We start from the raw sequence: 24,803 nt of genomic DNA on the forward strand, positions 1-24,803 counted from the left end.
AATTAAAGCATAAGCGCAACAATACAAAGAATAAGTGTGGTTTGATAATTATTTTTTTTTGCAAAAAAAAGCTCGAATATAAAATTATACTCGAGCTATATATAATCCTACCCCTAAGATTACGTTAACTTTTTAAAGTTATACAAATATAACTCCTTTCCTCTCCTAGTAAATAGTTAAAGTCGCAAACGTAGATAAACAAGGAATAAACGTATCCTTTTTAGAAACAAACAAACTAACCAATAACCACTAGCTATTTATAGTGATATTTTAAATTACCTATTTTTAGTTATTGCGCTTAACTTTTGTTTAGATTAAACTTGTATCACTATATTTGTGGAGGGAAAATCCCTCTATTTTAAAACCCTTAAAAAATTAAAAAATGATTACAGAAAAAGAAGTTGCCACTGCGCCAACTAAAATTGGAGATTTAGAATTTTCTTTGCTTTACAAAAAAGTAGGTAGTAAAGATTTAAGCCAAGGAGATGGTGTTTCAAAAGAACCACTTGTTAATATTTACGCCGTAGAAGGTAAAACTAACACCTACATCGTAAATATCTTAACCTATATCGGTGCTGAAAGAAACAAATTAACAGCTGAGCAACTAGAAGGTAGTTTGGCAATCAACAAACAAGTTGCTTTGCGTTACAACCAACCGGTAGCAGAAGTAAACACAGAAATTAAACCTGACGTAACCTGTAGAGATTTTCAAATCATTTTTGATGGACCAGAAAATCAAACAGAATTTAACAAAGTACATATTCAGTTTGAGTACAGTTACCCAGAAAATATTGACTCTGTAGAAGCTATTATCGTTCGCACAAACGACCTTGATCCAAGAATTGATAGAGGAACTGTTACAACTCCTATAGGTGATGGACCAGGATTATAAAATCTATAAGGAATTTGGTTAAAACCCTAACTTTCATATTCCCTTTTATATTTTTGGCTCAGAATTCAATTCCTGATCAAAATATAAGTATAATTAATCAAAGGGCTCTTTCTATTTGCCAACAAGCGGATAAGGAGCTCTTTTGTCGTTCCTATAAGTTTTTTATAAACCAACAATATGATTCCTGTTATATAAACTCCAGTAGAGCGATATTATTATCAAAAAACACAAAAGAAAAAGATTTATTATATTATTTTTTAAATCAATCTGCTCATAATAAAAAACTACATAAGAAGGCATTGCTAAGTGTACTTCAAATATCTAATGATACACTTTATAGAAACATAAAAAATAACCAGCTAGGTTATAATTATTTGGAATTGAAACAATATAATAAAGCAATTTACCACTACGAATTATGGTTGAAAAATTCGGACAAAGAAACAGAGTTAAAAAAAAGAAGAGTCTTACATAACTTAGGAATTATGTACAACATTTTGAATAAAAACAAAGAAGCAGAAAATTATTTAAAACAAGAGGCCGAACTGATCAAGAATAAAAACGACACACTCACTCAATTAAACTCCTTGCAGGCCATGGCCAATGTCTATTATGGTCAATACAAAGATGATTTAGCAATTCCTTTATTCGAAGAAGCATATCAATTAGCCCAGCATTATTCTGATTTCTCATGGAAAGAATCAACCACCCTTAATATGGCGGTAGTGGAACAAAACAGAGAAAACTACCAAGCCAGCAATCAGTATTATTTGGAGGCCTATAACTGGAAGGACTCAATATACAACCGAGACAGAATTTGGGAACTCACAGAAAAAGAAAAGCAAATTGCTGTTGCTCAAAAAGAATTAGAAATTGCCGTAGAAAAAGAAAAAGTAAAACGCCAGAAAACCCAAAGAAACGCTTTGATCATTGGTATTTCGTTTTTATTTATTTTTATCCTCGTGCTTTGGTTTTTCTACAAACAAAGAACTGCTCAAAACAAATTGATCACCCAACAAAAAGAAGATTTGACTGCTGCCAACAAAACTAAAGACTATTTATTTTCAGTGGTTTCACATGATTTAAGGAGTCCTATCAATACCCTTGGTAAATTGCACAAGCGCTTGGCAAGACAAATAAAAAAAGAAGATCTAGAAGCCATCACCACCACTAACAACAAAGCACTTATCTTAACAGAAAGCACTTATAAACTCTTAAACAATGTACTTAGTTGGTCCTTAGAGCAAAGCAAACAAATGGTATTTGTACCAACAGAATATCCTTTGCATAATTTAGTGGAACATGTGTTGTACGATTTTAAAAATATTGCACTGGCCAGAAACATAGAACTTGCCACCTCTCTGGAAGAAGTCAATATAGAAGTGGATATAGAATCCTTGAAAATTGTAATTCGTAACCTGGTGGACAATGCCATAAAATACACTCCAGAAGGAGGTCGTATCAAAGTTACTTGTGGTACCACTAAAGACCATAAAAAGTTTGTGCGTATCAAAGACAATGGAATAGGAATCCATCCTGAAAATCTTGAAAAAATAAGAAATTTAAAAGATTTATCCATTGATAAAATTGACCGTGCAGAAGGTGTTGGACTAGGAATGATATTATGTCAAACCCTCATCAAAAAGAACCAAGGAGAGATAAAAATAGAAAGTACCCTTGAAAAAGGCTCAAAATTTACTATTTTGCTACCCTAATTATTGCGAAGAAAATGAAAACCCTTAATTTACTTCTACTAGAAGATGATATAGAAGATGCTAATGATTTAGCGGATTTTTTAAATGAAAACAATTACGATGTAATGATCAGTCACAACATCAACCAAACAGAACGTTTGTTAAAAAGACATTCGTTTGATTTGGTGGTGCTTGACATTATGATTGACGGAAAACCAGATGGTATTACCATGGCAGAAAAAATGAATGAATTAGGATTTGATATTCCATTTATTTTTCTCTCTAGTATGCAAACCAAAATTCTATATGAAAAAGCCAAACATACCAAACCTGTCACCTACCTCATAAAACCTTATAACGAGCTAGAATTATTATTTACTTTGGAACTGGCTATTGAAAAATATTTTGACCAAGCAAATTCAATAAGTTTTGATCCACAAAACGCTGTACTTAGTCCTTCTTATATTTTTATCAAAAAGAAGAAAAGCTTGATGAAAGTTGATGTCTCAAAAATTAATTATATCGAAGTTCAGGACAAGTATTGTCAGTTTTCATTAATTGATGAAGAATTTTTAGTAAAACTTTCTTTAAAAAAAGTAAAAGAACTACTCTCTAACCCTGACTTTATTCAAGTGCACAGAAACTATTTGGTCAATGTAAATAAAATCAATGAAATCTATCTAGAAGACAACCTAATTGTTCTAGATTGCAAACAGAATATCCCATTTAGTGAAAGACATAAAGCCAATTTTGTAAAGAACAATCATCTTTTAAAATAAAGCTACATCAGTCTTTTTAATTAATAAAACACATATGGATTATAAAGACCTTGAACAACATGCCAATACAGAAAGACGTAATCGTTTAAAATTCTTGTGCGACATTATTTTTGGTAGCGCTATGACGGTGATGATTTTTAATATTGAAATTCCAGATTTTGGACATATTACAGATCCCAAAGAACTCGGTGTTTTTTTGATCAAGCAACTGAGTAATATGTGGGTGTTTTTTGTTTGTTTCATTGTTATTGCTGTCTACTGGATGAAACACCTAGAACATTACAGCTCTATATTATTAGTGAATCAAACTTTTATTTGGTTGCAGCTTTTGTTTTTAGCAAGTGTCATGTTGATTCCTTTTTGGAACAGCTATATCGAAATTTTCCCTGAAAATATTGCCATTAGAGTTTTTTTGAGTGCTAATATGGTATTGGTTGGTGCTTTTTCCTATTTAAGTGTCAATTACGCTGCCAATCCGAAACATAGATTGATGCATCAAGATGTGGATATGGACATCATCAACACCGCAAAAAAACAAATTCTTACAGAACCATTGATAGCCATACTTGCGGCAGGTATTGCTTTTATAGACGTAATTTATTGGGACATTGCTTTTATACTCGTTCCATTGGTATTTATGCTCCGCACAAAACTCTTAAATATTCCTTATTTCAAAATACTAAAATCCAAACATAATTAAAGGCTCCAATGTAGCACATCTTTCATAATAGACCATCTTGGTTCTTTTACATCAGCCCCCTTCCCTTCTATCCAATGTTGAAACAGGCGTGCTTTCGTTCCATCTTTTTCTTTTAACTCTATCCAAGTATTTACATACTGAATCCATCCTTCATCCTTAGGCATAGGATATGCGCAAGGAATTTTAACAAGCGTATTATCTGGTATCGCTATACTAAAAGACGGAAAAATAATAGTCCATGCTGATCCCGCTTCTGCAGAGACCAAATATGCATCTAAACTAGGATCTTTTCCTTTTAAAAACGGTCTTGGTGAAGCAGAATTTACAACAGTTGTATTGGGTAAATAATTTTTAAACTTGTCAGCAAAATAAGGATTTCCACAACCGATTTTTAAAGTATCTAAGGCCATCATTGATTCTTTTGACTGAAAATTAGTACGATTATAATCCTTTACTAAAAAGGCCATCGTTTGATCTATATAGGAATCACTAAAAGCATACTCACTCAATCTACTTGTAGTAATTGCCATTCCTGACATAACTATATCTAGTTTCCCTATAGCCAATAATTCTTTCAGTTGTTTCTTTGTCACTTTATAAAACTCAGGCTTCACCTTCAATTCCTTCGCCAGCAAATACCCCATTTCAATATCGTAACCCAATGCTTGCCCTTCATCATTTTTAAAGGCAAACGGCAAACAATCAGCCAAAAATCCTATTCTCAAAGTTCCTCTTTTTTTGATGGCCCTTATTTGATTTGCCGGCCGTCCGGAGGAATCTGACGCATATAGTTTTTCAATATTTTTTGTAGGTAACATTTTTAACTCTTTGCTAAACTCCATATGAACAAAATTATCATACTGATTACTCTCTCCTAAAGTAACAGAAAGATACAAACGTGTTGCAATCAATAAAGCTACTGTAAGCCCAACACCTAAAACAGTACCTCTCACTAACTTCCCCCATAAAACAGGAGCCTTTGAAACCGTAATTTGAATCGTGATTATAGTAATTGCAATCAAATGAATAGAACCTAAAACAACTCTAATACGATCTGTGTACACACTAGAAATCACAAATAACTGGAACATTTCTTGAGGTAATTTTAACAGATCCAATAAAAATGGAATACCAGTTACTGGTGCCACAAAACTACTCAATAGCGTGGCTCCTAAAAATGTTAAATTTTCAGAAATACTAAATGAACTTCCCAAAAACCAAGCTACAAAAGGAACAAATACAAAAATCACAAAAGTCCCAAGGTTAGGAAAAGGATATGCCAATGGCATTAATATTTCGGATTGCGCTTTTCTTTCTTTTTGAACTTCCTCAGTATCATTTACCAAAGTTTGCTTCATTAAACGCTGAATATCCTCTATTAATTGGGGTAACACTACAATAATTTTACCGGTTGCAAAAATAGTCAACAAAGTACTCTTCGTTTCTTTAAACAAGGCTTTTGGCGGAATCCCTGTAAAACTAGAAATCAATAATGGAATCCAATAAAACCCTAACAGCAACACAGCAACACTGTAAATTATAATGTAGGCATGCAATCTCTGAATCTCTTCAAATGACATTGTACCTGCATTATAAGCAGCTATGGCAAATACACCATATGGCGTTAATTTAACTACCATTTTATTGATATGATTCAACCCTTCTCCAATTACGTCTAGTCCAGAAAGCACCCCTTCTTTTTGCTCAATTTTACTAATTCCGATCCCCAAGAAAATACTAAAGAGTACCACCGCTGGCACTACATTATTAGACATTGAAGCAAATGGATTGGAAGGAATGTATAGACTTAATAGATCTAAGGGAGGAACCACTTCAATACTAGATGGCTTAAAATAAGATGCGGCTGACCAACTTGGCAATGCCAAAGGAAGTAAAACCAAAAACACCACTCCTGTTGCTAGCAAAAGGAATAATATCTTCAATCCGTTCATTACCATAGTTTTTCCATCTTCCATAGACATACGTCCTAAATTCGCAATAATGGAAACCATAATATATGGTAAAACAGTCATTTGTAAAAGACCTATGAATCCGTCTCCTATATAGGAAAAGAAATTACAATATTCCCCAAAGAACAATCCGATAAAAACTCCTAACAATAATCCAATTACAATCTTTTTCGATAAGCTCATATTTCAAATTTTTCTATTTCTTAAGCGGTTCTCAAATGTAATTTAAAAAAAGAATGCATCCAATACTGCATTCAATTTTAATGTTTTTTTAAAAATCCACCATCTCATCTAGTATTTTGGTTACTTCACTTTAATTTATATTACTAAAAACAAGTGTTTTATTATTTTTACTATTATGAATTTTAAAGGAGAACGGTATGAGAAAATCAAAATTTAATTGGGAAGCTTTCTCTTCAAAAAACCGAATGAAAATTATTGAAGAGATTAAAAACACAATCAACAAGTATGGTTATATAGTTCACTCTAATATGTTTTCAGATCTCTCTTTAAGTCTGAGTGCAGAGGTGGAAGAAAATCAAATTGAAAATCTTTATAAAGATTTAGAAAAACATACCACCATGTCTAAACTAGATCGACTAAAATTAAATTTAAAGTCTAAAAAAGAAGCAGTTGTTTTTCTAAACATATTATTTGCAAGAGGAACGGGTGATGTAAACCATTTTAAACCAATGGTTGACGGGTAATAACTAAATTTATCCAATATTTATGTTAGGTTTTAATTCATAGGAAACTATGGTTAAAACCTAACTTTTTTTAGAAAAATCCAAATCAAAAAAAATCATCATTTAATTTACTTTATGTATCTTTGACCAATCTTAGGAAACAATGCAGCAGAAGTATCTTAAATCACTACTTTTCTACAAGCTAAATTCATTAGCAAGTACATTGTTTTTTTTTAATTCTAAATATTACAATACCATTTTACTTCAAAATTTTTCATACAAGCAAACTTGTATGAAGGGAATCTGTGTAAAAAATTAAAATATAATTTTCAATGAATATTCTATTAAAATCTGCAACCATTTTTGATAAAAACAGTAAGTTTCACAAGCAAACAAAAGATGTTTTAATTCAGAATAACACGTTTACTCAAATTGCAGATTCTATAGAATGCCCTAAAAACTGTGAGCAAATAAATCTAGAAAACTTACAAATATCAAATGGTTGGTTTGACTCCTCTGTATCCTTTGGAGAACCAGGATATGAAGAACGTGAGAACTTATCAAACGGTTTAGATACTGCTGCCAAATCCGGTTTTACAGAAGTAGCGGTAAACTCAAATACCAATCCATATTTAGACACCAAAGCTTCGGTTGCGTACTTGAAAAGTCTAAGCGCAATAAAAACAACCAATTTATACCCTATTGCTAGTTTAACTAGAAACTCTAAAGGGATAGAAATGGCTGAATTATTTGATATGCAAACTGCAGGAGCTATTGCTTTTGGAGACTACAACAAGGCTATTGAAAACGACAATTTAATGAAAGTTGCACTACAATATGCGCAAAATTTTAATGGTTTAGTTCTTAGCTTTCCATTAAACAACGCTATTGGTGGTGAAGGAATTGCTCATGAAGGTTTAAACAGTACCTTACTGGGTTTAAAAGGAATCCCAGGATTAGCAGAAGAGATGCAAATCACAAGAGATCTTTCCTTACTTGAATATACCGGTGGTAAACTGCACATTCCAACTATAAGTTCTAAAAAATCTGTAGAATTAATTAGAGAAGCCAAAAAGAAAAACCTTAAAGTTACTTGTAGTGTTACCACACATCATTTGACATTGACAGATGCAGAACTAAAAGGATTTAATGGAAATACTAAAGTGATGCCTCCTTTAAGAGCCGAAGAAGACAGGTTAGCTTTAATTGAAGGAGTCAAAGATGGCACCATAGATTGTATTACATCAGACCACAACCCTATCGACATTGAAAATAAAAAGGTAGAGTTTAATAATGCTGAATACGGTACCATCGGTCTTGAAAATCTTTTTGGAAGTTTAAAAACAATATTAGATACTGAAACAATTATTGATGCACTTACAACAGGTCCTAAAGCTATTTTTGGAATAAACCAAGAGCCTATCGAAGAGGGTAAACCTGCTAGTATCTCTCTATTTACAAATAGCAATGAAACTACTTTTGAACTAAAAGATGTTCTTTCTACCTCAAAAAATTCAATCTTTTTAGACAAAAAGATAAAAGGAAAAGCCTATGGAATCTTTTCAAAAGGTCAATTAGTTTTAAATAAATAGTATCAAACACAACCGAATACGTATGAAAACAAAATTACATTTTGTAGAAAGAGTTCCTTTAACAAATTCTAACGAACCTGCTCCTCTATTGATATTAATCCATGGCTATGGTAGTAATGAAATGGATTTGTTTTCATTTGCTTCAGAACTACCAGAAAATTTACATGTTGTTAGTTTAAGAGCTCCATTAGAGTTAGGATATAACAGCTTTGCTTGGTATAGTATCAATTTTGATGCTGACCAAAATAAGTTTTCAGACTTGGATGAAGCTAGAGAATCTTTAGACCAAATTTCTGAATTTGTTGATGAATTTGTTGAAAACCATAATGTTGATGCGAATAAATTATTTGTCGTCGGTTTCAGTCAAGGTGCTATTTTAAGTTATGGTCTCTCATTAAACACAGATAAAATCCCTTATGTAGTAGCTTTAAGCGGGTACTTAAATGAAGATTTAATAGCTGATGAGAAAGCCACTACGAACACACAATTTTTCTGTTCTCATGGTAGTGTTGATCAAGTAATACCGGTTGAATGGGCTAGAAAAGCTCCTGTTTTTTTAAAAAACAAAGGAGTCTCAAATATTTTTAAAGAATATCCTGTAGGTCACGGGGTTCATCCACAAAATTTTTATGATTTTAAAGCCTGGATCGAAGAAAGACTCTAATTATTCTTGTTCCACTACTAAACCATCATATGCTAAAAACACATTTTCTGGCAAATATTTAGATACTTGTTCATGAAACCCTAGTCTATGACTGATATGTGTTAAATAGGCTTTTTTCGGATTCAGTTCTTTGATCATTTGCAACGCTTCCTCAAGATTTAAATGTGTTGGATGCGGCTCGATTCGTAAAGCACTTATCACCAATATCTCTAGATTGAGTAGCTTTTTCTTTTCTTCTTGAGAAATCGTTTTTACATCCGTTAAATAGCCTACATCCCCTACTCTATATCCAAATATCTCTAAACGACCATGCATTACATTGATAGGAATAATTGGTGTTTCCATAAGACTAAACACTTTATCATCAATTACATTCTCTATAATTTTCGCGGCACCAGGATACCTGTTTTCTTTGGCAAAAATATACTCATATCTTCTCTCTAAAGATTTCATCACTCTATCCTTAGCATAGATATTTACTGCTCCTTGTTTATAACAATAAGGCCTAATTTCATCTAAGCCTGCTATATGATCAGAATGTTCATGAGTAAACAATATTCCTTCAATAGATTTCACCTCGGCACGTAACATTTGGTACCTAAAATCAGGTCCACAATCAATTAATACATTTTTACCATTCCAAGTTAATAACACTGAAGACCGTAAGCGTTTGTCTCTTTTGTCTTGAGATAAATTTACCTCTTCATCAGAAAGCAGCATAGGAACACCTTGGGAAGTACCCGTTCCTAAAAACGTTATTTTAATTTTTTCTCTGGACATAACTTAAAAATAATTGTTCATCTAGTGTAACAAAAATAAGCATTGAACTATCATTAATACTGCATAATTACTATATTTGTGTAACATAAACAAACCTATTTTTCTAGATGGCTGTAACACTCAAAGGAGACAAAGAAATGAGCAACACCCCTACTATCAAAGGGAAAGCTCTTAGAATCAATTTAAATCATAATATATACGGTACTTTTTCTGAAATTGGTGCTGGACAAGAAACGGTTCGAAACTTTTTTAGAGCAGGTGGTTCTTCTGGAACAATAGCGAAAGCAATGAGCGCTTACGATAAAGATTTTTCAGATGCCATTTATGGAATGGAAGATGACAAAAGATATGTCACTGAAGGTCGTTTGAAAAAAATGCTACATCATGAAATTCGATTGATTGAGGATAGGTTGAGTAGAGAAAAGCACCCAGATAAGTTTTTCTTTAGTTATGCGAACACGGTTACCACCATTGATTTTGCTAAAAAATTTAAAGGTCATGGTTGGGTTGGAATTCGATTTCAATTAGATCCTTTAGAAGATTATAACGAAATTGTTTTACATCTTAGATTCAAAGAAACGGATACTACGCTGCAACAAGAAACGCTTGGAAAATTAGGGGTAAACTTAATTCATGGTGCCTTTTACATGAACGATAATCCTAAGGATTTATTGATTTCATTGTATGATAATCTGCATAAAGACCAATTGGAAATTGACATGATTAATTTTTCTGGTCCTAGGTTTATGTATGTAGACAACAGGCTGATGAGCTTGCAATTGGTAAAAAATGACATGACAAATGCCGTAATGTTTGATTCAAGCGGAGTTAACTTACTTCCTGCAAGTGTTTTGTACAAAAAAAACATCCTTGCATTACGTGGTAGCTTTAGACCTGTTACCAAAGTAAACATGGATATTTATGAAAATGCTCGTGAATTATTTTTTAAAGAAAACAAGGTAGAAAAAGAAAACACACAGATTATATTTGAGATTACACTTGCCAACCTTAGATCTGAAGGAAAAATCAACGAACGAGACTTTTTAGACAGAGCTGAGTTATTATGTTCTTTAGGTCAAAACGTAATGATTTCCAACTTCCAAGAGTATTATAAGTTGGTTGAATATTTTAGTGAATTTACCAAATCAAGAATGGGATTGGCTTTAGGACTTGAAAGTCTGATCAATATATTTGATGAAAAATATTACAGAACCCTAAGTGGAGGTATATTAGAAGCTATTGGGAAAATGTATTTCAAAGATTTAAAAATCTATGCATATCCTTTGAAAGATAGAAATAGTGGAAAAATAATTACAAGTGAAAATTTAGTGGTTCACCCAAGGATGACAGAACTTTATAAGTTTTTCAAAAACAACGGAAAACTTGTAGATATCAAAAATTATGATCCTAAAATACTTACGGTTTTCTCAAAAACTATCTTAGATATGATTGCAACTTCTAAAGCTGGTTGGGAAGAAATGTTACCAGAAGGTATATCTGAACTTATAAAAAGAAATAGATTGTTTGGATATTCAAGATCCAGACAGCAAGTAAAAAAATAATTTCGTAAACTTACACTCCTGAAAGTTGAATTCATAAGTGGAAAACGAAAAAAAATTTATCAATAGGCTTATTGACCCTAAAACAAAAGACAAGGCTTTTAGAGAACTTGTACAGTTGTATCAGGAGCGTTTGTATTGGCATATTCGAAAAATTTTAATTTCTCATGAAGACACCAATGATGTACTTCAGAACACTTTTATAAAGGTGCACAGAAGTATTTCTAACTTTAAAGGAGATTCTAAGTTATTTTCTTGGATGTACCGAATTGCTACAAATGAATCTATTACGTTTATCAACAAACGAGCTAAGGAAAAAAATGTATCCATCGATGAATATCAAATAACGCATATCCATTCACTACAGGATGATATATTATTTGATGGTACTGCGATTCAAGAAATTTTACAAAAAGCAATACAAACCTTACCTCAAAAACAACGGTTGGTTTTTAATATGAAATATTTTGACAACTTAAAATATGAAGAAATTTCTGAAATCCTAGATACTTCTATCGGGGCACTAAAGGCCTCCTATTTTCATGCAGTAAAAAAAATCAAACAACATATTGAAGAACATTAAACCTTTATCAAAGGAATTGGTCTAACAATTATGAAACAAGAGGAAAGAAAAAATATAGATACTTTGAAAAAACTAGGTTTGACAAAACCTGGATTCAAAACTCCTGAAAATTACTTTGAGGAATTTTCTGACAATCTTTTTGCTAAATTAAACGAAGAAACACTACCTAAAGATAGTGGTTTTACCGTACCTAAAGGATATTTTGAAAACCTTGATGACTCCATTCTTTCAAACATACCTAAAACAAAAGAAAAACCAAAAGGCAAATTACGTGTACTTTATAGCATTTCAACCATTGCCGCAGCTTTTATTTTATATCTTGGAATTATCAAATACCAAGCATCCAAAGTTGTTACATTTGACACCTTAGAAGTTACAGATATCGAGGCCTATATCGCTGACGGAAATATGAGTATTGACGCATACTCTATTGCCAATATTGATGTGGACTTAAACCTCAATGATCTTATTGAAGATAATATTTCAAACGATGAATTGAATAATTATTTAGACCAAGTCGATCCTGAATTTTTATTTTTAGAAAATTAAAACATTATGAAAAAACAATATTTAATTCTTTTTTTTCTCACATTAACGAGTATTTCCATTTCCTTTGGACAACACAAAGGAATGAGTTTTGAAAAAATTGCAACTTTAAAAGTTAATTATATTTCAACAGAATTAAATTTAACTCCAGAAGTTGCTGAGAAATTTTGGCCTATCTACAATGAATATGAAAAAGTAAACAGAAAACTTAGATCGGTAAAAATAAAAAATATCAAGAAAAAGATTGAAACTAAAGGTTCTATAGAAACTCTTACTGATGCCGAAGCAACAGCTTTGTCTAATGATTTTATCAAAATCACAGAGAGATATGTAAATAATAAAAAGGTCACTTTTGAAAAACTTGAATTGATATTAACTCCACAGCAATTGCTCAAACTGCATTTTGCAGAAATGGAATTCAATCAAAAAGTGTTACGAAAATTACACCATGAAAAGCACAAAAATGGGGGAAATTAATTTTTTTACCACAGGGGGTACCATTGATAAGGTATACAATCCATTGACTGGTGAGCTGGGCTTTGAAGATAGTATTATTCAAAAAATCCTTTCTACCGCTAAACTTTCAGAAAAAACAGAAGTTAAAAGCTTGATGTCCGTAGACAGTCTAGAAATGACTGATAGCCAAAGAGAAGCCATAGTATCGGCTTGTAAAACTTGTCAAAATGAGAAAATAATTATTACTCATGGAACTGACACTATGGTCATTACGGCAACCGCAATCGCAAAACTAAAACTAAAGAAAACTATCATCATAACCGGGGCAATGGTCCCTTTTTCCATTGAAAACTCAGATGCCACTTTCAATGTAGCCAATGCGATCGCCTATGTACAAACTACAGAACCTGGTGTATATATCGTTATGAATGGAGTATGTTTTCCATGGAACAAAGTTCGTAAGAATAAACAATTAGGAGTTTTTGAATCTCTATAAAACCTTGATTTTTACCATTTCATACTTTAGTGCAATTTTAACAATGAAAATGGGCTACATAGCTCTTTTTGTTTATTTTTGTTCAAAAAATATTTTCATTTGAAACACTTCATTTTTTTTCTAATCCTACTAGTGAGTTTTCCTATTGTTTCTGCACAACAAAAGAAAATCAAGATTCTCAACTCTGAACAAACCTACAAGGATCAAAAAAAATATCCTGGAGCAATTATTCTAAACGGAAACGTAAAAGTAAGTCATGAAGGTGCTACTTTAGACTGTAATAAAGCATTATTTTATCAAGAAAAAAATGTACTACATGCTTATGGTGACGTATTTGTAAACCAAGGAGACACTATTACACAAAAAAGTAATTATGCTAATTATAATGGAAACACTCAAAAAGTAATTTCTTGGGGAGATGTAGTTTTAAAAGACCCAAGCATGCGTCTAGAGACAGATACCTTACACTTTGATAGAGTTACGCAAGAAATGACTTATGATTGTTTTGCAACCATTACAGATGACAATAATCAATTAGAAAGTAAAAACGGAGTTTATACTACCGATTTAAAACGTTTTACGGCAACTACCAATGTTGTTGTTCATAATCCTGAGAATAAGTTAGAGTCTAATCATTTGGATTATTATACAGAAACAGGACAAACTTATTTCTATGGTCCTTCTACCATTACTACCAAAGAAAGTGTTGCAGTAGCCAAAAAAGGTTTTTATGATACAAAAATAGGAATCTCCAGACTTACAAAAGATGCAAAAATCTACTATAACAATCGAATTATAGAGGGAGATAGTATTTATAGCGACAAAGAAAAAGGCTTTGCGTCTAGTACTGGGAACATCGTTATGACAGATACCGTAAATCAAACCATCGTAAAAGGTGGGTACGCTGAATTTTTTAAAGAAAAAGACTCAGTTTTTGTTGTTAAAAGAGCTATGGCCATTTCTATCGCTGAAGCTGATTCTTTATTTATTCATGGTGATACATTATTGATAACTGGAAAACCGGACGAAAGAATTATTAGAGCATATCATAAGGTTAAGTTTTTTAAATCTGATTTAAGAGGTAAATGTGATTCATTACACACCAACCAAAAACTAGGAATTACAAAAATGTTCAAACATCCTGTAATTTGGTCGGGAGAAAACCAAATAACAGGAGATAGTATTCATCTAACTTCCAACCTAGAAACAAGTAAATTAGATTCTCTATTCATTAAAAGAAATGCATTTATCATACAAAAAGACTCTGCTGGTTTTAGCCAAATCAAAGGAAAAAACATGTATGGAAAATTTGTTGACAATCAACTTGAATCACTTCTTACCAAAGGAAACGGGGAAGTAATTAATTATGCTCGTGATGAAGAAAAGAAACTGATTGCAATTCTAAACATGATCTGTAGTAATATCCTTTTTAGTCTAGAAGACAATGGTATTCAATCTATTAAGTTCTTAATGAAACCTGAAGGAAAAACATATCCGCCATCAAAATATCCGGCAGACAAAAGATTTCTCAAAGGGTTCATTTGGAGAGAAAGTGAAAAACCTTTAGAAAAGGAGGACATCTTTATCGATGAACCTGTAATTAAAACAAATTTGTTATTATAACAAAACACAATCCTATGATTGATGATTTTTTAAAACACCAAGCTCAAACCTCTCCCCATCCGCTTGCAATTGAAATTGAAAAGGCAGATGGAAGTTATGTTTATGACACCTCCGGAAAAAAATATCTTGATTTTGTGGCAGGAGTTTCTGCAAATAGCTTAGGTCACAATCACCCAAAAGTTAGTAAGGCTATAAAGGATCAAGTAGATGCCTACACCCATGTTATGGTTTATGGTGAATTTATTCAAAAACCTTCTTTAGATTTATGTAAACTTCTAGCTCAGCACTTACCTCAATCACTTAACTCTGTATACCTTACCAACTCTGGAACTGAAGCTACTGAGGGAGCAATGAAACTTGCCAAAAAAGCTACAGGCAGAAGTGAGTTTATAGCTTGTAAAAACGCCTATCACGGGAATACACAAGGTGCAATGAGTTTATGTGGAGCTGAAGAGCAAAACAGTGCATTTAGACCCTTACTCCCTGGAGTCAAGTTTATAGAATACAACCACTTCCCTGATATAAACAAAATAACAAAAAAGACTGCTGCCGTTGTAATGGAGACTATACAAGGAGGTGCAGGCTGCATAGTACCTCAAAACGACTATCTCCTTAAAATAAAAAAACAATGTGAAAAGGTAGGTGCCTTGTTAATTTTAGATGAAATTCAATCTGGAATTGGACGTACTGGATTCTTATTTGGGTTTCAAAAATATAATGTGACACCTGATATTTTTATTACAGGGAAAGGTTTGGGTGGCGGAATGCCGATAGGTGCTTTTATCGCATCTAAAGAAAAAATGGACCTTTTACAAAGAAATCCAAAACTTGGACACATAACCACATTTGGTGGGCATCCTGTTATTGCTGCAGCTGCTTTAGCTACACTTAAAGAAGTAACAAAAAGCAACTTAATGAAAGAGGTTTCCAGAAAAGAAAAACTCATAAAAACAAAACTACAACACTCTGAAATAAAAGAAGTTAGAGGTACTGGGTTAATGCTTTCCTTGATACTAGAGAATCCGGAAAAAGCGACTCGTGTTATTCTAGATTGTTTAGATAAAGGACTCCTCTTATTTTGGCTTTTATACGAGGGTCGTGCTGTTCGGATAACACCACCTCTCACCATTTCAGATAACGAGATTATAGAAGGTTGTGACCTTCTAATAAATAGTCTTAACAAACTTTAATGATTTACAAAAATCTCAAATAAAATTTGCCAGTTCAATTATTCATCGTAATATTGCAATAAACAAATACGATTAAAATGGGCTTGACCAAATCAGAGAAATTTACAGAGGAACAAAACCAGATAGCGGGATTAGCAAAGGTTTTAGGACATCCAGCAAGAATTGCCATTTTACAACATATAGTAAAGGTAAATAGCTGTATTTGCGGAGATTTAGTTCAAGAAATAGGTTTAGCACAACCAACTATTTCTCAACATCTGAAAGAATTAAAAAACTCTGGAATTATAAAAGGAAACATTGAAGGAACCAGTATTTGTTATTGTATCGATGAAAAAAAATGGGCTCATATTAGAGCTACATTTGCTTCCTTCTTCGAATTTTCGTCAAACCCTTCAAACTGTTGTTAAACAATATTAAATATTTAAAACATGAAATTATCAGAAATCAAATCACACTTAGGGAATCTTAATCAAATAGGGTTTCAATTACCGAATGGAGACTTAGTACCAGAACATTTCCATGTTACAGAAGTTGGAAAAATTTCTAAACATTTTATTGATTGCGGAGGAACCGTTAGAAAAGAAGAAGTTGTTAATTTTCAGTTATGGGAGGCCGATGATTATAACCATAGATTACATCCAGAAAAGCTTGTATCTATTATAGAGTTATCAGAAAAACTTTTAGAAATTGGCGATTTAAATATTGAAGTTGAGTACCAAGGCAATACTATTGGAAAATATGGTCTTGATTTTGATGGAAAACATTTTCTTTTAACAAACACATTAACGGATTGCTTGGCGAAAGACAAATGCGATATTCCTGCAAAACCGAAGGTTCAATTAACTGAACTTACACAAAACAACGCTAACAGTTGCGCACCAGGTTCTGGCTGTTGCTAAACAAAAATAACATGACAAAGAACAATCAATTTACAAAAATCACAGAGGTTATTGAAGGATTGGATACTTCAATAATCTCCTCTGATAGGAAGGCAGTATTATTGCCACTAATTGAATACATTAAAGATAAAGCGGCTAAAAATGAAATCATCCGATTGAATTTTATTTGTACTCACAACTCAAGAAGAAGTCACCTTTCACAGGTTTGGGCACAGGCATTGGCTACTTATTACGGAATATCCAATGTTTATTCTTATTCAGGAGGAACAGAAGCGACAGCGCTCTTTCCTGTTGCGGCGCAAACCTTGAAAAACCAAGGATTTGAAATTGCTAAATTATCACAGTCTGAAAACCCTGTTTATGCTATAAAACATGCAGAAAACGAGGCAGCTGTGATTGGCTTTTCTAAAACCTTTGATGATTCATTCAATCCTCAATCAGAATTCGCAGCAATTTTAACATGCTCAAGTGCAGATGCTGGTTGTCCATTTATTGCTGGTGCTGAAAAAAGAATTCCTATTACTTTTGAAGACCCAAAAGCTTTTGACAACACGCCTCAACAAGTAGAAAAATACTTGGAGCGCAGTGTTCAAATAGCAACTGAATTATCGTATGTTTTTCAACAAGTAAAACTCTAAACTATGTCAGAGAATAAAAAACTTAGCTTTTTAGATAGTAATTTAACTCTATGGATTTTTCTTGCAATGATTTTAGGGGTTGGAATAGGTTATTTTACTCCTTCTTTTCCTGAAAAAATAAATGCAATGAGCAACGGCACAACCAATATCCCTATTGCTGTAGGTTTGATATTGATGATGTACCCTCCACTAGCAAAAGTAAATTATGCATTGCTTCCAAAAGTTTTTAAAAATGTAAAAATTTTAGGTACCTCTATATTTTTGAATTGGGTATTGGGACCTATTTTGATGTTTATTTTAGCGATTGTCTTTTTACATAATTATCCTGAGTACATGGTAGGACTTATTTTAATTGGTCTTGCTAGATGTATCGCCATGGTTTTAGTATGGAATGATTTAGCTGATGGAAGCTCTGAATATGGAGCTGGTTTAGTTGCCATCAATAGTGTTTTCCAAGTTTTTGCTTATAGTTTTTATGCATGGTTATTTATAACAGTCCTTCCTCCCTACTTTGGATTTGAAGGAGCTATTGTTGACATCTCAATTCAAACCATTGCGGAAAGTGTGGCTATTTATTTAGGACTTCCTTTTTTACTTGGAATTGCCAGTAGAATCGTCCTAGTAAAACTCAAAGGTGAAGAATGGTACGCTAACAAATTTATCCCAACAATATCACCACTAACGCTCATATCATTATTATTTACTATTGTTGTGATGTTTAGTTTAAAAGGAGAAATGATTGTAAAAATACCGATGGATGTACTTATAATTGCAGTTCCGCTATTAATCTACTTTGTTTCCATGTTTATCATAGGTTTTTTTGTTACCAAAGCCATCGGTGCTAATTACAGTGAAACGGCCTCAGTTGCATTTACTGCTTCTGGAAACAACTTTGAACTTGCCATTGCGGTTGCAATTGCTGTCTTCGGATTAAATTCAGGACAAGCTTTTACAGGCGTCATCGGGCCGCTAGTAGAAGTTCCTGCCTTGATTCTTCTAGTACGTGTATCTTTTTGGTTTAGAAAAAGATATTTCAAATTGGCATAGTTTTCACGTAAAAAAAATAAAACAAAATAAAACACAAAAAACTAAGGTGTGTGTATAATAAACACTACATTTGCGTTTTAAAATATATTATAATGAAAAACGGTACAGTAAAGTTTTTTAATGAATCTAAAGGATTTGGATTTATTACAGACACAGATTCAAACGAAGAGTTCTTCGTACACATCTCAGGATTAGTTGATGAGATTAGAGAAGGAGACTCAGTAGAGTTTGACTTAAAAGAAGGAAGAAAAGGTATGAATGCAGTAGACGTTAAAGTAATTTAATTAGCTACTCAATATTTTTATTGATCTCAAAAAGCTTGTCATAAATGACAAGCTTTTTTTTTGCCTTTCACCGAAATGCTTCTTTCTTGCGCACCACATATTTAAATTAAATTTTAACTATATTCGTTAAAACCATAACCAACCTAAATTAATTATGAAAAAAAACATATGTTTTCTATTTCTTTTATGCTGCGTTTCATCACTTTCTTTTGCTCAAAATTGGAATCACGATATAGAAGCTAGCAAAAAGCAAGCACAGAAGGAAAATAAAAATATTCTACTCGTTTTTAAAGGATCTGACTGGTGTGCTCCATGTATGAAATTAGATCAAAAAATTTTTACTTCAGATTATTTTATTTCAAATTATGATAAAAATTTTATTCTTTTAGAAGCAGATTTCCCAAGAAAGAAAAAGAACTCATTAAGTAAAGAACAACAAAAGGCAAATAATAAATTAGCAAGTACTTATAACCAAAATGGACATTTCCCGTTGGTAGTTGTTCTAGATGCAGAAGGAAATGTTTTAGGGAAAACAGGGTACAACAAATTAGATCCCAAAGCATATTTAAACAGCTTAATTTCTTTTACTCAATAGAATGAAAAAGCTCATCATACTTTTATTTCTAGCCGGATTTACAGCGAATGCTCAACAGAATTTAAAAAAATCCTTAATCCTTATGGGAAGTGGATTTGATATAACAGTTGTTGCTGCCGACAAAACTTTAGGAGATCAGTACATCCTTCTAGCTATCAACGAAATAAAAAGAATAGAATCCCTAATTTCATCATGGGACAAAAATTCTGAGACAAGTAAAATAAATCATTTTGCTGGCGAAAAAGCAGTTCAAGTATCTCAAGAATTATTCAGTTTAATTGAACGTTGTTTATCAATTTCAAAATTAACAGATGGGGCTTTTGATATAAGCTATGCTTCTATGGATAAAATATGGAAATTTGATGGTAGTATGACATCAAAACCATCTGAACAAGCCATAAAAAAATCTGTCGCCAAAGTAAACTACCAAAATATCATCTTAAACAAAGAAAATCATTCCGTTTATTTAAAAACCAAAGGGATGAAAATTGGTTTTGGTGCTGTTGGAAAAGGATATGCTGCTGATAAAGCCAAGACTCTTTTAAAAAATAAAGGAGTAAAAGGTGGCATCATTAACGCATCAGGAGATCTGAACACCTGGGGACAACAAGCCAATGGTAATGATTGGATGGTGGCTATTACAAACCCTCTCAACAAGAAAAAAGCTTTTTCATGGATGCCTGTTAGAAATTCTGCAGTTGTTACTTCTGGGAATTATGAAAAATTTGTGGAATTTGATGGTATCCAATACACCCATATTATTGACCCTAGAACTGGATATCCTAGCCATGGCATACAAAGTGTTACAGTCTTTACAAAAAGTGCTGAATTAGCCGATGCCATTTCAACTTCTCTTTTTGTTATGGGAATTGATGTGGGCATAAACTTTATTAATCAATTAAAAGGGGTTGAATGCGTTTTTATTGACTCAAACAACAGAATACACAACTCTAAAAACATCTCGTTTAACGATATTACTAAAAATTAAGAGTATGAAATTTTTATTTTATTTAATCATTGTTATTTCTTGCTTATCCTCTTGCAGCACCGTAAAAGAATACGAAAAAGTAAATTTAAATGATCCTGACATGCAATTATCATCAAGGCCTATCGATAGATATGAAACAAATTTTCAAGTTTATAGAGAAAGTGCTTCAGGAGCCAATGGAGGGAAATCTGGTGGTGGATGTGGATGTAATTAAAAAAGGAAACTATGAAAAAAATAAACCTAACGATAGCCTGTTTCCTTTGTGTCGTTTTCACAACATTAGGACAACAAAAAAAGGATAATGACTCTAACTATAAAAAACGTGTTTTAGAATCAACAGAGGTTGACTTTTTAGCGAGCTATTATTCGCAAGATGGTGATAATGCATCTGTAACAGGTGGAATTGGAACCGAAGAATTAACTGATTTTGCACCGAGTATTGTTATTTCAATGCCTTTAAATGCTGATGATGTTTTGACGGTTGATGTTGGAATTTCCACCTATACTTCAGCATCATCTAGTAATCTAGATCCTTTTGATTCTTCCGGTGCCTCTGGAGGAGGTGATGACGATGACGACGATGACACTATTTTAGATCCTAGCAGTGTAACTGGTAGTCCTTGGGTAGCATCTTCAGGTCCTTCTAGACAGGATACATGGGTTTCCATTTCTAGCGCTTATAGTCATAGCTCAGACGATCGAAATACCATCACCGGGTTTCATGCTAGTTTTGCTACAGAATGGGATTATATTTCTTTCGGTTTTGGAGGACAATTAACCAAACTCTTTAACAATAAAAATACTGAAGTTGGAATTAGTGCTCAAGTATATTTAGACAAGTGGTTGCCTGAATACCCTACAGAACTAGATAGTTATTTAGAAGCAGGACAAGATCTAAACGGAGGTTTTTTTGCTGGTTTGCCTATTTATAATGAATCTCAAACAGAAATTAACAAAGACATGAGTGATCCAAATTACGAAAACACAAACTGGACTCCAAATTTTTCAAGAATTCAAAACAAAGCAAGGCATAGCTATTCCGCTTCCATCAATTTTTCTCAAATCATAAATAAAAGAGCACAATTCTCTATTACCATGGACATAGTGCAACAGCAAGGTTGGTTGGCAAACCCAATGCAGCGTGTCTATTTTAAAGACAAAGCCAATTATTATGTTGGAAATAAAGACAATATTCCTAACTATACCTCTAAAACAAATACAGACGTTTTTCAACTAGCGGATGATATAGAACGCTTACCAGACACTCGTTTTAAAATTCCTCTTGGAGCACGATTCAATTATTATATCAATGAAATTTTTGTACTGCGTACGTATTACAGATTTTACACAGATAACTGGGGAGTAACATCAAACACGGCGTATATCGAATTACCAATAAAATTTATGAGTAAGTTCACTCTCTACCCTAGCTTTAGATACTACACCCAAACTGCAGCTGATTATTTCGCTGGTTTTGAAACCCATCAGTCTACACAAGAATTTTACACCTCTGATTATGATTTATCAGAGTTCACAACAAGTCAATATGGTATTGGATTAAATTATACTGATGTTTTTACCAAAGCCCATATTTGGAACTTCGGATTGAAAAGTTTGGATTTTAAATACAATATGTACGAAAGAAACACTGGTCTTAAAGCCAACTTGTTTTCATTTGGATGTAAATTTGTGATGGATTAGCACTCATAGCTATAAAAAAGACCATTTAGTCTATTTATTTCATTTTTTTAAACCAATATGTAACACTTGTTACTTTTGGTAGCTTTAAATGGTTATAAATTTGTTGAAGAATTAAATATAAAATTAATTCAAGATATAATTAATAACGAAAATAAAGAACATATGACAGTAATTGACGTAAGAACAACTGGAGAATTCATGGGAGCTCATGTTCCTGGGAGCATCAACATACCACTCAATGAAATTCAATCAAGAATAAATGAATTCACTAACTTTAAAAGTCCGATTGTACTGTGTTGTGCAAGTGGTAATAGGTCAGGACAGGCAACAAAATATCTACTTGCCAATGGTATAGATTGTGAAAACGGTGGAAGTTGGATGTCTATAAACGCTCTATAATTATGATAAACTTCCTAAGAAAAATATTTGGCATCACTACCGTTGATTACAAATCATTAATAAAAAATGGCGGACAAATTATTGATGTCCGAAGCCCACAAGAATATAAATCTGGACACATAAAAAACAGTAAAAATATTCCTTTACAGACATTATCTTCTAAACTAAATATGTTAGACAAAAAGTCAACTATTATTACGGTCTGTGCTTCGGGTATTAGAAGTTCGAACGCAAAAAGAATACTAAAGGCTAACGGTTTTGATGCTTATAATGGTGGTGCATGGCAACAATTAAAAAACAAATTATCATGAAAAAAATTATTGTGATAGGAGGTTTATCCGCAGGCCCCTCAGCGGCAGCAAAAGCAAGAAGGCTTGATGAAAACGCAGAAATTATACTTTTTGAAAAAACAGCAGATATTAGTTATGCGACTTGCGGAATTCCATATGCTATATCTGGTGAAATTAAAGATAGAGAGCGTCTATTAGTAGTTAAACCAGAATTGTTGAAAAATCGTTTCCGTATTGATGTTCATTTAAACGAACCCGTTGTTAAAATCAACAGCGCTGAACAAACGGTAGAAACAACTCTCGGAATTTATTCATATGATAAATTAATTTTTGCAACCGGAGGAAGTGCCTTTACTCCCAATACCCCTGGATTACAACAGTTTAAAAACTGGGCACATGCCAAGTCACTCACTGATTTTGATAGAATCAACACTTCAGAAGCCTTTAAAAAGGCTCATCACATAACCGTTGTTGGAGCTGGACTTATCGGACTAGAGACTGCAGAGAATATTAGAAAGATGGGTAAAAAAGTAACAGTTGTGGAATTGGCCGATCAAATACTTACTCCTTGGAATTCTAAATTTGCAACCTTTGGGACTAAAGTTTTGGAAGAAAATGGAGTTGAAGTAAAGTTAAAAACACAAATTGAGAACATTAACGAAGATGGTACACTAAGATTAAGTGACGAGACTATTTTAAAAACTTCATATGTAATCATTTCTATTGGTGTAAAACCAAATACACAATTACTTTCAGACATTGGGGCACATACTTTAAAAAATGGTGCATTAATTGTAAATACAAAAATGGAAACTTCCATTCCAAATATTTATGCCGCAGGTGATTGTGCCGCCCTACCACATGGACTTACACAAGAATCGGCTTGGTTTCCTATGGGAACACATTCTAACAAAGCAGGACGTGTTGCCGGTGCAAATGCAGCCGGATCCAACGAGCATTTTAACGGAGGTTATGGTACAGCTATCATGAAGATGTTTAATTATACCATAGCAAGAACTGGGATGGGTATAACTGAGTTGAAAAGAAAAGATATTGCATTTAACAAAACCTTGGTTATCTCCAATTCTCACCCCGGGTTTATGGGTATTGGTAAAGATATGTTTATTGAAATTTATTATAATTCCTCTACAAACGTTTTGTTAGGAGCTGAACTTATTGGAGAAAAAGGAGTTGACAAACGCGTAGATGTTTTAGCAACTGCTATCTATGCAAAATTAACCATTGAGGACTTAACTCAGTTAGATCTAGCATACGCTCCTCCCTTCTCACCTGCCAAAGATCCTGTAATTGTAGCTGGTTTTGTTGCGCAAAATTTTCAAAAAATCAACGTAAAAGAAATTAGCCCAGATCAAATTGCATTTTTAAACCCGATACAGATAATAGATGTAAGAACAGAAACAGAGGTTGAAAATTCTACAATGATTAAAAATAATATAATCAACATCCCACTTGATGCATTGAGATCTAGAATAGAGGAATTAAACCCTGATACTCCCTACCTTGTTTATTGTGCAAAAGGCTTACGAGGTTATTTAGCGTCGTTAATCCTCATGCATCATGGATTTAAAAATGTTACTAATTTAGATGGCGGTTTTACTGCCTGGTCGAAAATGATCTAAATTTCTCAATGAGAACCATTTGAAGCTTGTTTTGGAGTAAACAGCACCCCTATTGCATAAAATTCAAGTCAATATTTAATAAAAAAAAGGATATCTTTAATGACGATAACTT

The 24,803-nt window shown here is 32.8% G+C and carries 29 protein-coding genes; 26 read left to right on the top strand and 3 right to left on the bottom strand.

Annotation, left to right across the window (positions count from 1 at the left end; all coding sequences use genetic code 11):
• Positions 1 to 382 precede the first annotated feature (382 nt).
• The 4 genes from AC2DZ0_RS04015 (at position 383) to AC2DZ0_RS04030 (ending at position 4,065) form a co-directional block, all read left to right on the top strand.
• Complete coding sequence (locus AC2DZ0_RS04015; protein WP_484643848.1) at positions 383 to 892, top strand: hypothetical protein; 510 nt, start codon at positions 383 to 385, stop codon at positions 890 to 892.
• A gap of 380 nt (positions 893 to 1,272) precedes the next feature.
• Positions 1,273 to 2,607, top strand: a complete 1,335-nt coding sequence (locus AC2DZ0_RS04020) for an ATP-binding protein (RefSeq protein WP_484643850.1) — start codon at positions 1,273 to 1,275, stop codon at positions 2,605 to 2,607.
• 14 nt (positions 2,608 to 2,621) lie between these two features.
• On the top strand, positions 2,622 to 3,365 hold the full coding sequence (locus tag AC2DZ0_RS04025) for a LytR/AlgR family response regulator transcription factor (RefSeq protein ID WP_484643852.1): 744 nt from the start codon (positions 2,622 to 2,624) through the stop codon (positions 3,363 to 3,365).
• Positions 3,366 to 3,399: 34 nt separating this feature from the next.
• Complete coding sequence (locus tag AC2DZ0_RS04030; RefSeq protein ID WP_484643854.1) at positions 3,400 to 4,065, top strand: TMEM175 family protein; 666 nt, start codon at positions 3,400 to 3,402, stop codon at positions 4,063 to 4,065.
• Here AC2DZ0_RS04030 and AC2DZ0_RS04035 read toward each other — a convergent pair.
• Together AC2DZ0_RS04035 and AC2DZ0_RS04040 are read right to left on the bottom strand one after the other, a co-directional pair.
• The gene (locus tag AC2DZ0_RS04035; RefSeq protein ID WP_484643855.1) at positions 4,062 to 6,218 is read right to left on the bottom strand and encodes a cation:dicarboxylate symporter family transporter; all 2,157 of its coding nucleotides are present in this window, start codon (positions 6,216 to 6,218) and stop codon (positions 4,062 to 4,064) included. The two genes, AC2DZ0_RS04030 and AC2DZ0_RS04035, sit on opposite strands and share 4 nt — an antisense overlap.
• A gap of 130 nt (positions 6,219 to 6,348) precedes the next feature.
• The gene (locus AC2DZ0_RS04040) at positions 6,349 to 6,474 is read right to left on the bottom strand and encodes an HNH endonuclease domain-containing protein (RefSeq protein WP_484492480.1); all 126 of its coding nucleotides are present in this window, start codon (positions 6,472 to 6,474) and stop codon (positions 6,349 to 6,351) included.
• Between AC2DZ0_RS04040 and AC2DZ0_RS04045 the strand changes: the two genes are divergently transcribed.
• The 3 genes from AC2DZ0_RS04045 to AC2DZ0_RS04055 all read left to right on the top strand — a co-directional run bounded on the left by AC2DZ0_RS04045 (position 6,416) and on the right by AC2DZ0_RS04055 (position 8,977).
• A complete protein-coding gene (locus AC2DZ0_RS04045) occupies positions 6,416 to 6,742 on the top strand; it encodes a hypothetical protein (RefSeq protein ID WP_484644848.1) in 327 nt (108 codons plus the stop codon). The two genes, AC2DZ0_RS04040 and AC2DZ0_RS04045, sit on opposite strands and share 59 nt — an antisense overlap.
• 311 nt (positions 6,743 to 7,053) lie before the next feature.
• Complete coding sequence (locus AC2DZ0_RS04050) at positions 7,054 to 8,313, top strand: dihydroorotase (RefSeq protein ID WP_484643857.1); 1,260 nt, start codon at positions 7,054 to 7,056, stop codon at positions 8,311 to 8,313.
• 22 nt (positions 8,314 to 8,335) lie between these two features.
• Positions 8,336 to 8,977: an alpha/beta hydrolase gene (locus AC2DZ0_RS04055; protein WP_484643859.1), complete on the top strand. Its 642-nt coding sequence runs from the start codon at positions 8,336 to 8,338 to the stop codon at positions 8,975 to 8,977.
• Here the strand turns inward: AC2DZ0_RS04055 and AC2DZ0_RS04060 are convergent, their stop codons facing one another.
• Positions 8,978 to 9,757 (bottom strand): MBL fold metallo-hydrolase, encoded by a 780-nt coding sequence (locus tag AC2DZ0_RS04060; protein WP_484643861.1) that lies wholly within the window; start codon positions 9,755 to 9,757, stop codon positions 8,978 to 8,980.
• 107 nt (positions 9,758 to 9,864) lie between these two features.
• Between AC2DZ0_RS04060 and AC2DZ0_RS04065 the strand changes: the two genes are divergently transcribed.
• The 19 genes from AC2DZ0_RS04065 to AC2DZ0_RS04155 all read left to right on the top strand — a co-directional run bounded on the left by AC2DZ0_RS04065 (position 9,865) and on the right by AC2DZ0_RS04155 (position 24,691).
• On the top strand, positions 9,865 to 11,319 hold the full coding sequence (locus AC2DZ0_RS04065) for a TonB-dependent receptor (protein WP_484491742.1): 1,455 nt from the start codon (positions 9,865 to 9,867) through the stop codon (positions 11,317 to 11,319).
• Between the two features lie 37 nt (positions 11,320 to 11,356).
• A complete protein-coding gene (locus AC2DZ0_RS04070; protein ID WP_484643862.1) occupies positions 11,357 to 11,899 on the top strand; it encodes an RNA polymerase sigma factor in 543 nt (180 codons plus the stop codon).
• A gap of 30 nt (positions 11,900 to 11,929) precedes the next feature.
• Complete coding sequence (locus tag AC2DZ0_RS04075; RefSeq protein WP_484643863.1) at positions 11,930 to 12,448, top strand: hypothetical protein; 519 nt, start codon at positions 11,930 to 11,932, stop codon at positions 12,446 to 12,448.
• 6 nt (positions 12,449 to 12,454) lie between these two features.
• Complete coding sequence (locus AC2DZ0_RS04080) at positions 12,455 to 12,922, top strand: hypothetical protein (protein WP_484643865.1); 468 nt, start codon at positions 12,455 to 12,457, stop codon at positions 12,920 to 12,922.
• Positions 12,894 to 13,397, top strand: a complete 504-nt coding sequence (locus AC2DZ0_RS04085) for an asparaginase domain-containing protein (protein WP_484643866.1) — start codon at positions 12,894 to 12,896, stop codon at positions 13,395 to 13,397. The genes AC2DZ0_RS04080 and AC2DZ0_RS04085 overlap by 29 nt, the downstream gene beginning before the upstream one ends.
• Before the next feature lie 99 nt (positions 13,398 to 13,496).
• Positions 13,497 to 15,020 carry an OstA-like protein gene (locus AC2DZ0_RS04090; RefSeq protein ID WP_484643868.1) on the top strand — a complete coding sequence of 508 codons (1,524 nt, stop codon included), beginning with the start codon at positions 13,497 to 13,499 and terminating at the stop codon, positions 15,018 to 15,020.
• A 14-nt stretch (positions 15,021 to 15,034) separates the two neighbouring features.
• A complete protein-coding gene (locus tag AC2DZ0_RS04095) occupies positions 15,035 to 16,210 on the top strand; it encodes an aspartate aminotransferase family protein (RefSeq protein ID WP_484643869.1) in 1,176 nt (391 codons plus the stop codon).
• A gap of 77 nt (positions 16,211 to 16,287) precedes the next feature.
• Positions 16,288 to 16,617, top strand: coding sequence for an ArsR/SmtB family transcription factor (locus AC2DZ0_RS04100; protein ID WP_484491749.1), 330 nt, complete (start codon positions 16,288 to 16,290; stop codon positions 16,615 to 16,617).
• 21 nt (positions 16,618 to 16,638) lie between these two features.
• Positions 16,639 to 17,109, top strand: coding sequence for a DUF6428 family protein (locus tag AC2DZ0_RS04105; RefSeq protein ID WP_484643871.1), 471 nt, complete (start codon positions 16,639 to 16,641; stop codon positions 17,107 to 17,109).
• 11 nt (positions 17,110 to 17,120) lie between these two features.
• The gene (locus AC2DZ0_RS04110) at positions 17,121 to 17,747 is read left to right on the top strand and encodes a low molecular weight phosphatase family protein (RefSeq protein WP_484643872.1); all 627 of its coding nucleotides are present in this window, start codon (positions 17,121 to 17,123) and stop codon (positions 17,745 to 17,747) included.
• A gap of 3 nt (positions 17,748 to 17,750) precedes the next feature.
• Positions 17,751 to 18,794 carry an ACR3 family arsenite efflux transporter gene (gene arsB, locus AC2DZ0_RS04115; protein ID WP_484643873.1) on the top strand — a complete coding sequence of 348 codons (1,044 nt, stop codon included), beginning with the start codon at positions 17,751 to 17,753 and terminating at the stop codon, positions 18,792 to 18,794.
• A gap of 92 nt (positions 18,795 to 18,886) precedes the next feature.
• Complete coding sequence (locus AC2DZ0_RS04120; RefSeq protein ID WP_152286575.1) at positions 18,887 to 19,078, top strand: cold-shock protein; 192 nt, start codon at positions 18,887 to 18,889, stop codon at positions 19,076 to 19,078.
• Positions 19,079 to 19,232: 154 nt separating this feature from the next.
• Positions 19,233 to 19,673, top strand: coding sequence for a thioredoxin family protein (locus AC2DZ0_RS04125; protein ID WP_484643875.1), 441 nt, complete (start codon positions 19,233 to 19,235; stop codon positions 19,671 to 19,673).
• A 1-nt stretch (position 19,674) separates the two neighbouring features.
• Positions 19,675 to 20,661 carry an FAD:protein FMN transferase gene (locus tag AC2DZ0_RS04130; RefSeq protein ID WP_484643876.1) on the top strand — a complete coding sequence of 329 codons (987 nt, stop codon included), beginning with the start codon at positions 19,675 to 19,677 and terminating at the stop codon, positions 20,659 to 20,661.
• A 4-nt stretch (positions 20,662 to 20,665) separates the two neighbouring features.
• Positions 20,666 to 20,875: a DUF4266 domain-containing protein gene (locus tag AC2DZ0_RS04135; RefSeq protein ID WP_484491755.1), complete on the top strand. Its 210-nt coding sequence runs from the start codon at positions 20,666 to 20,668 to the stop codon at positions 20,873 to 20,875.
• Between the two features lie 11 nt (positions 20,876 to 20,886).
• Complete coding sequence (locus AC2DZ0_RS04140) at positions 20,887 to 22,362, top strand: DUF3570 domain-containing protein (protein ID WP_484643877.1); 1,476 nt, start codon at positions 20,887 to 20,889, stop codon at positions 22,360 to 22,362.
• A 66-nt stretch (positions 22,363 to 22,428) separates the two neighbouring features.
• The gene (locus tag AC2DZ0_RS04145) at positions 22,429 to 22,761 is read left to right on the top strand and encodes a rhodanese-like domain-containing protein (protein ID WP_484643879.1); all 333 of its coding nucleotides are present in this window, start codon (positions 22,429 to 22,431) and stop codon (positions 22,759 to 22,761) included.
• A 2-nt stretch (positions 22,762 to 22,763) separates the two neighbouring features.
• Positions 22,764 to 23,072 carry a rhodanese-like domain-containing protein gene (locus AC2DZ0_RS04150; RefSeq protein WP_484491758.1) on the top strand — a complete coding sequence of 103 codons (309 nt, stop codon included), beginning with the start codon at positions 22,764 to 22,766 and terminating at the stop codon, positions 23,070 to 23,072.
• On the top strand, positions 23,069 to 24,691 hold the full coding sequence (locus AC2DZ0_RS04155) for an FAD-dependent oxidoreductase (RefSeq protein WP_484643880.1): 1,623 nt from the start codon (positions 23,069 to 23,071) through the stop codon (positions 24,689 to 24,691). Before AC2DZ0_RS04150 ends, AC2DZ0_RS04155 begins: the two co-directional genes overlap by 4 nt.
• Positions 24,692 to 24,803: the final 112 nt, after the last annotated feature.

Source organism: Flavicella sp. IMCC45668 (genome assembly GCF_057219105.1).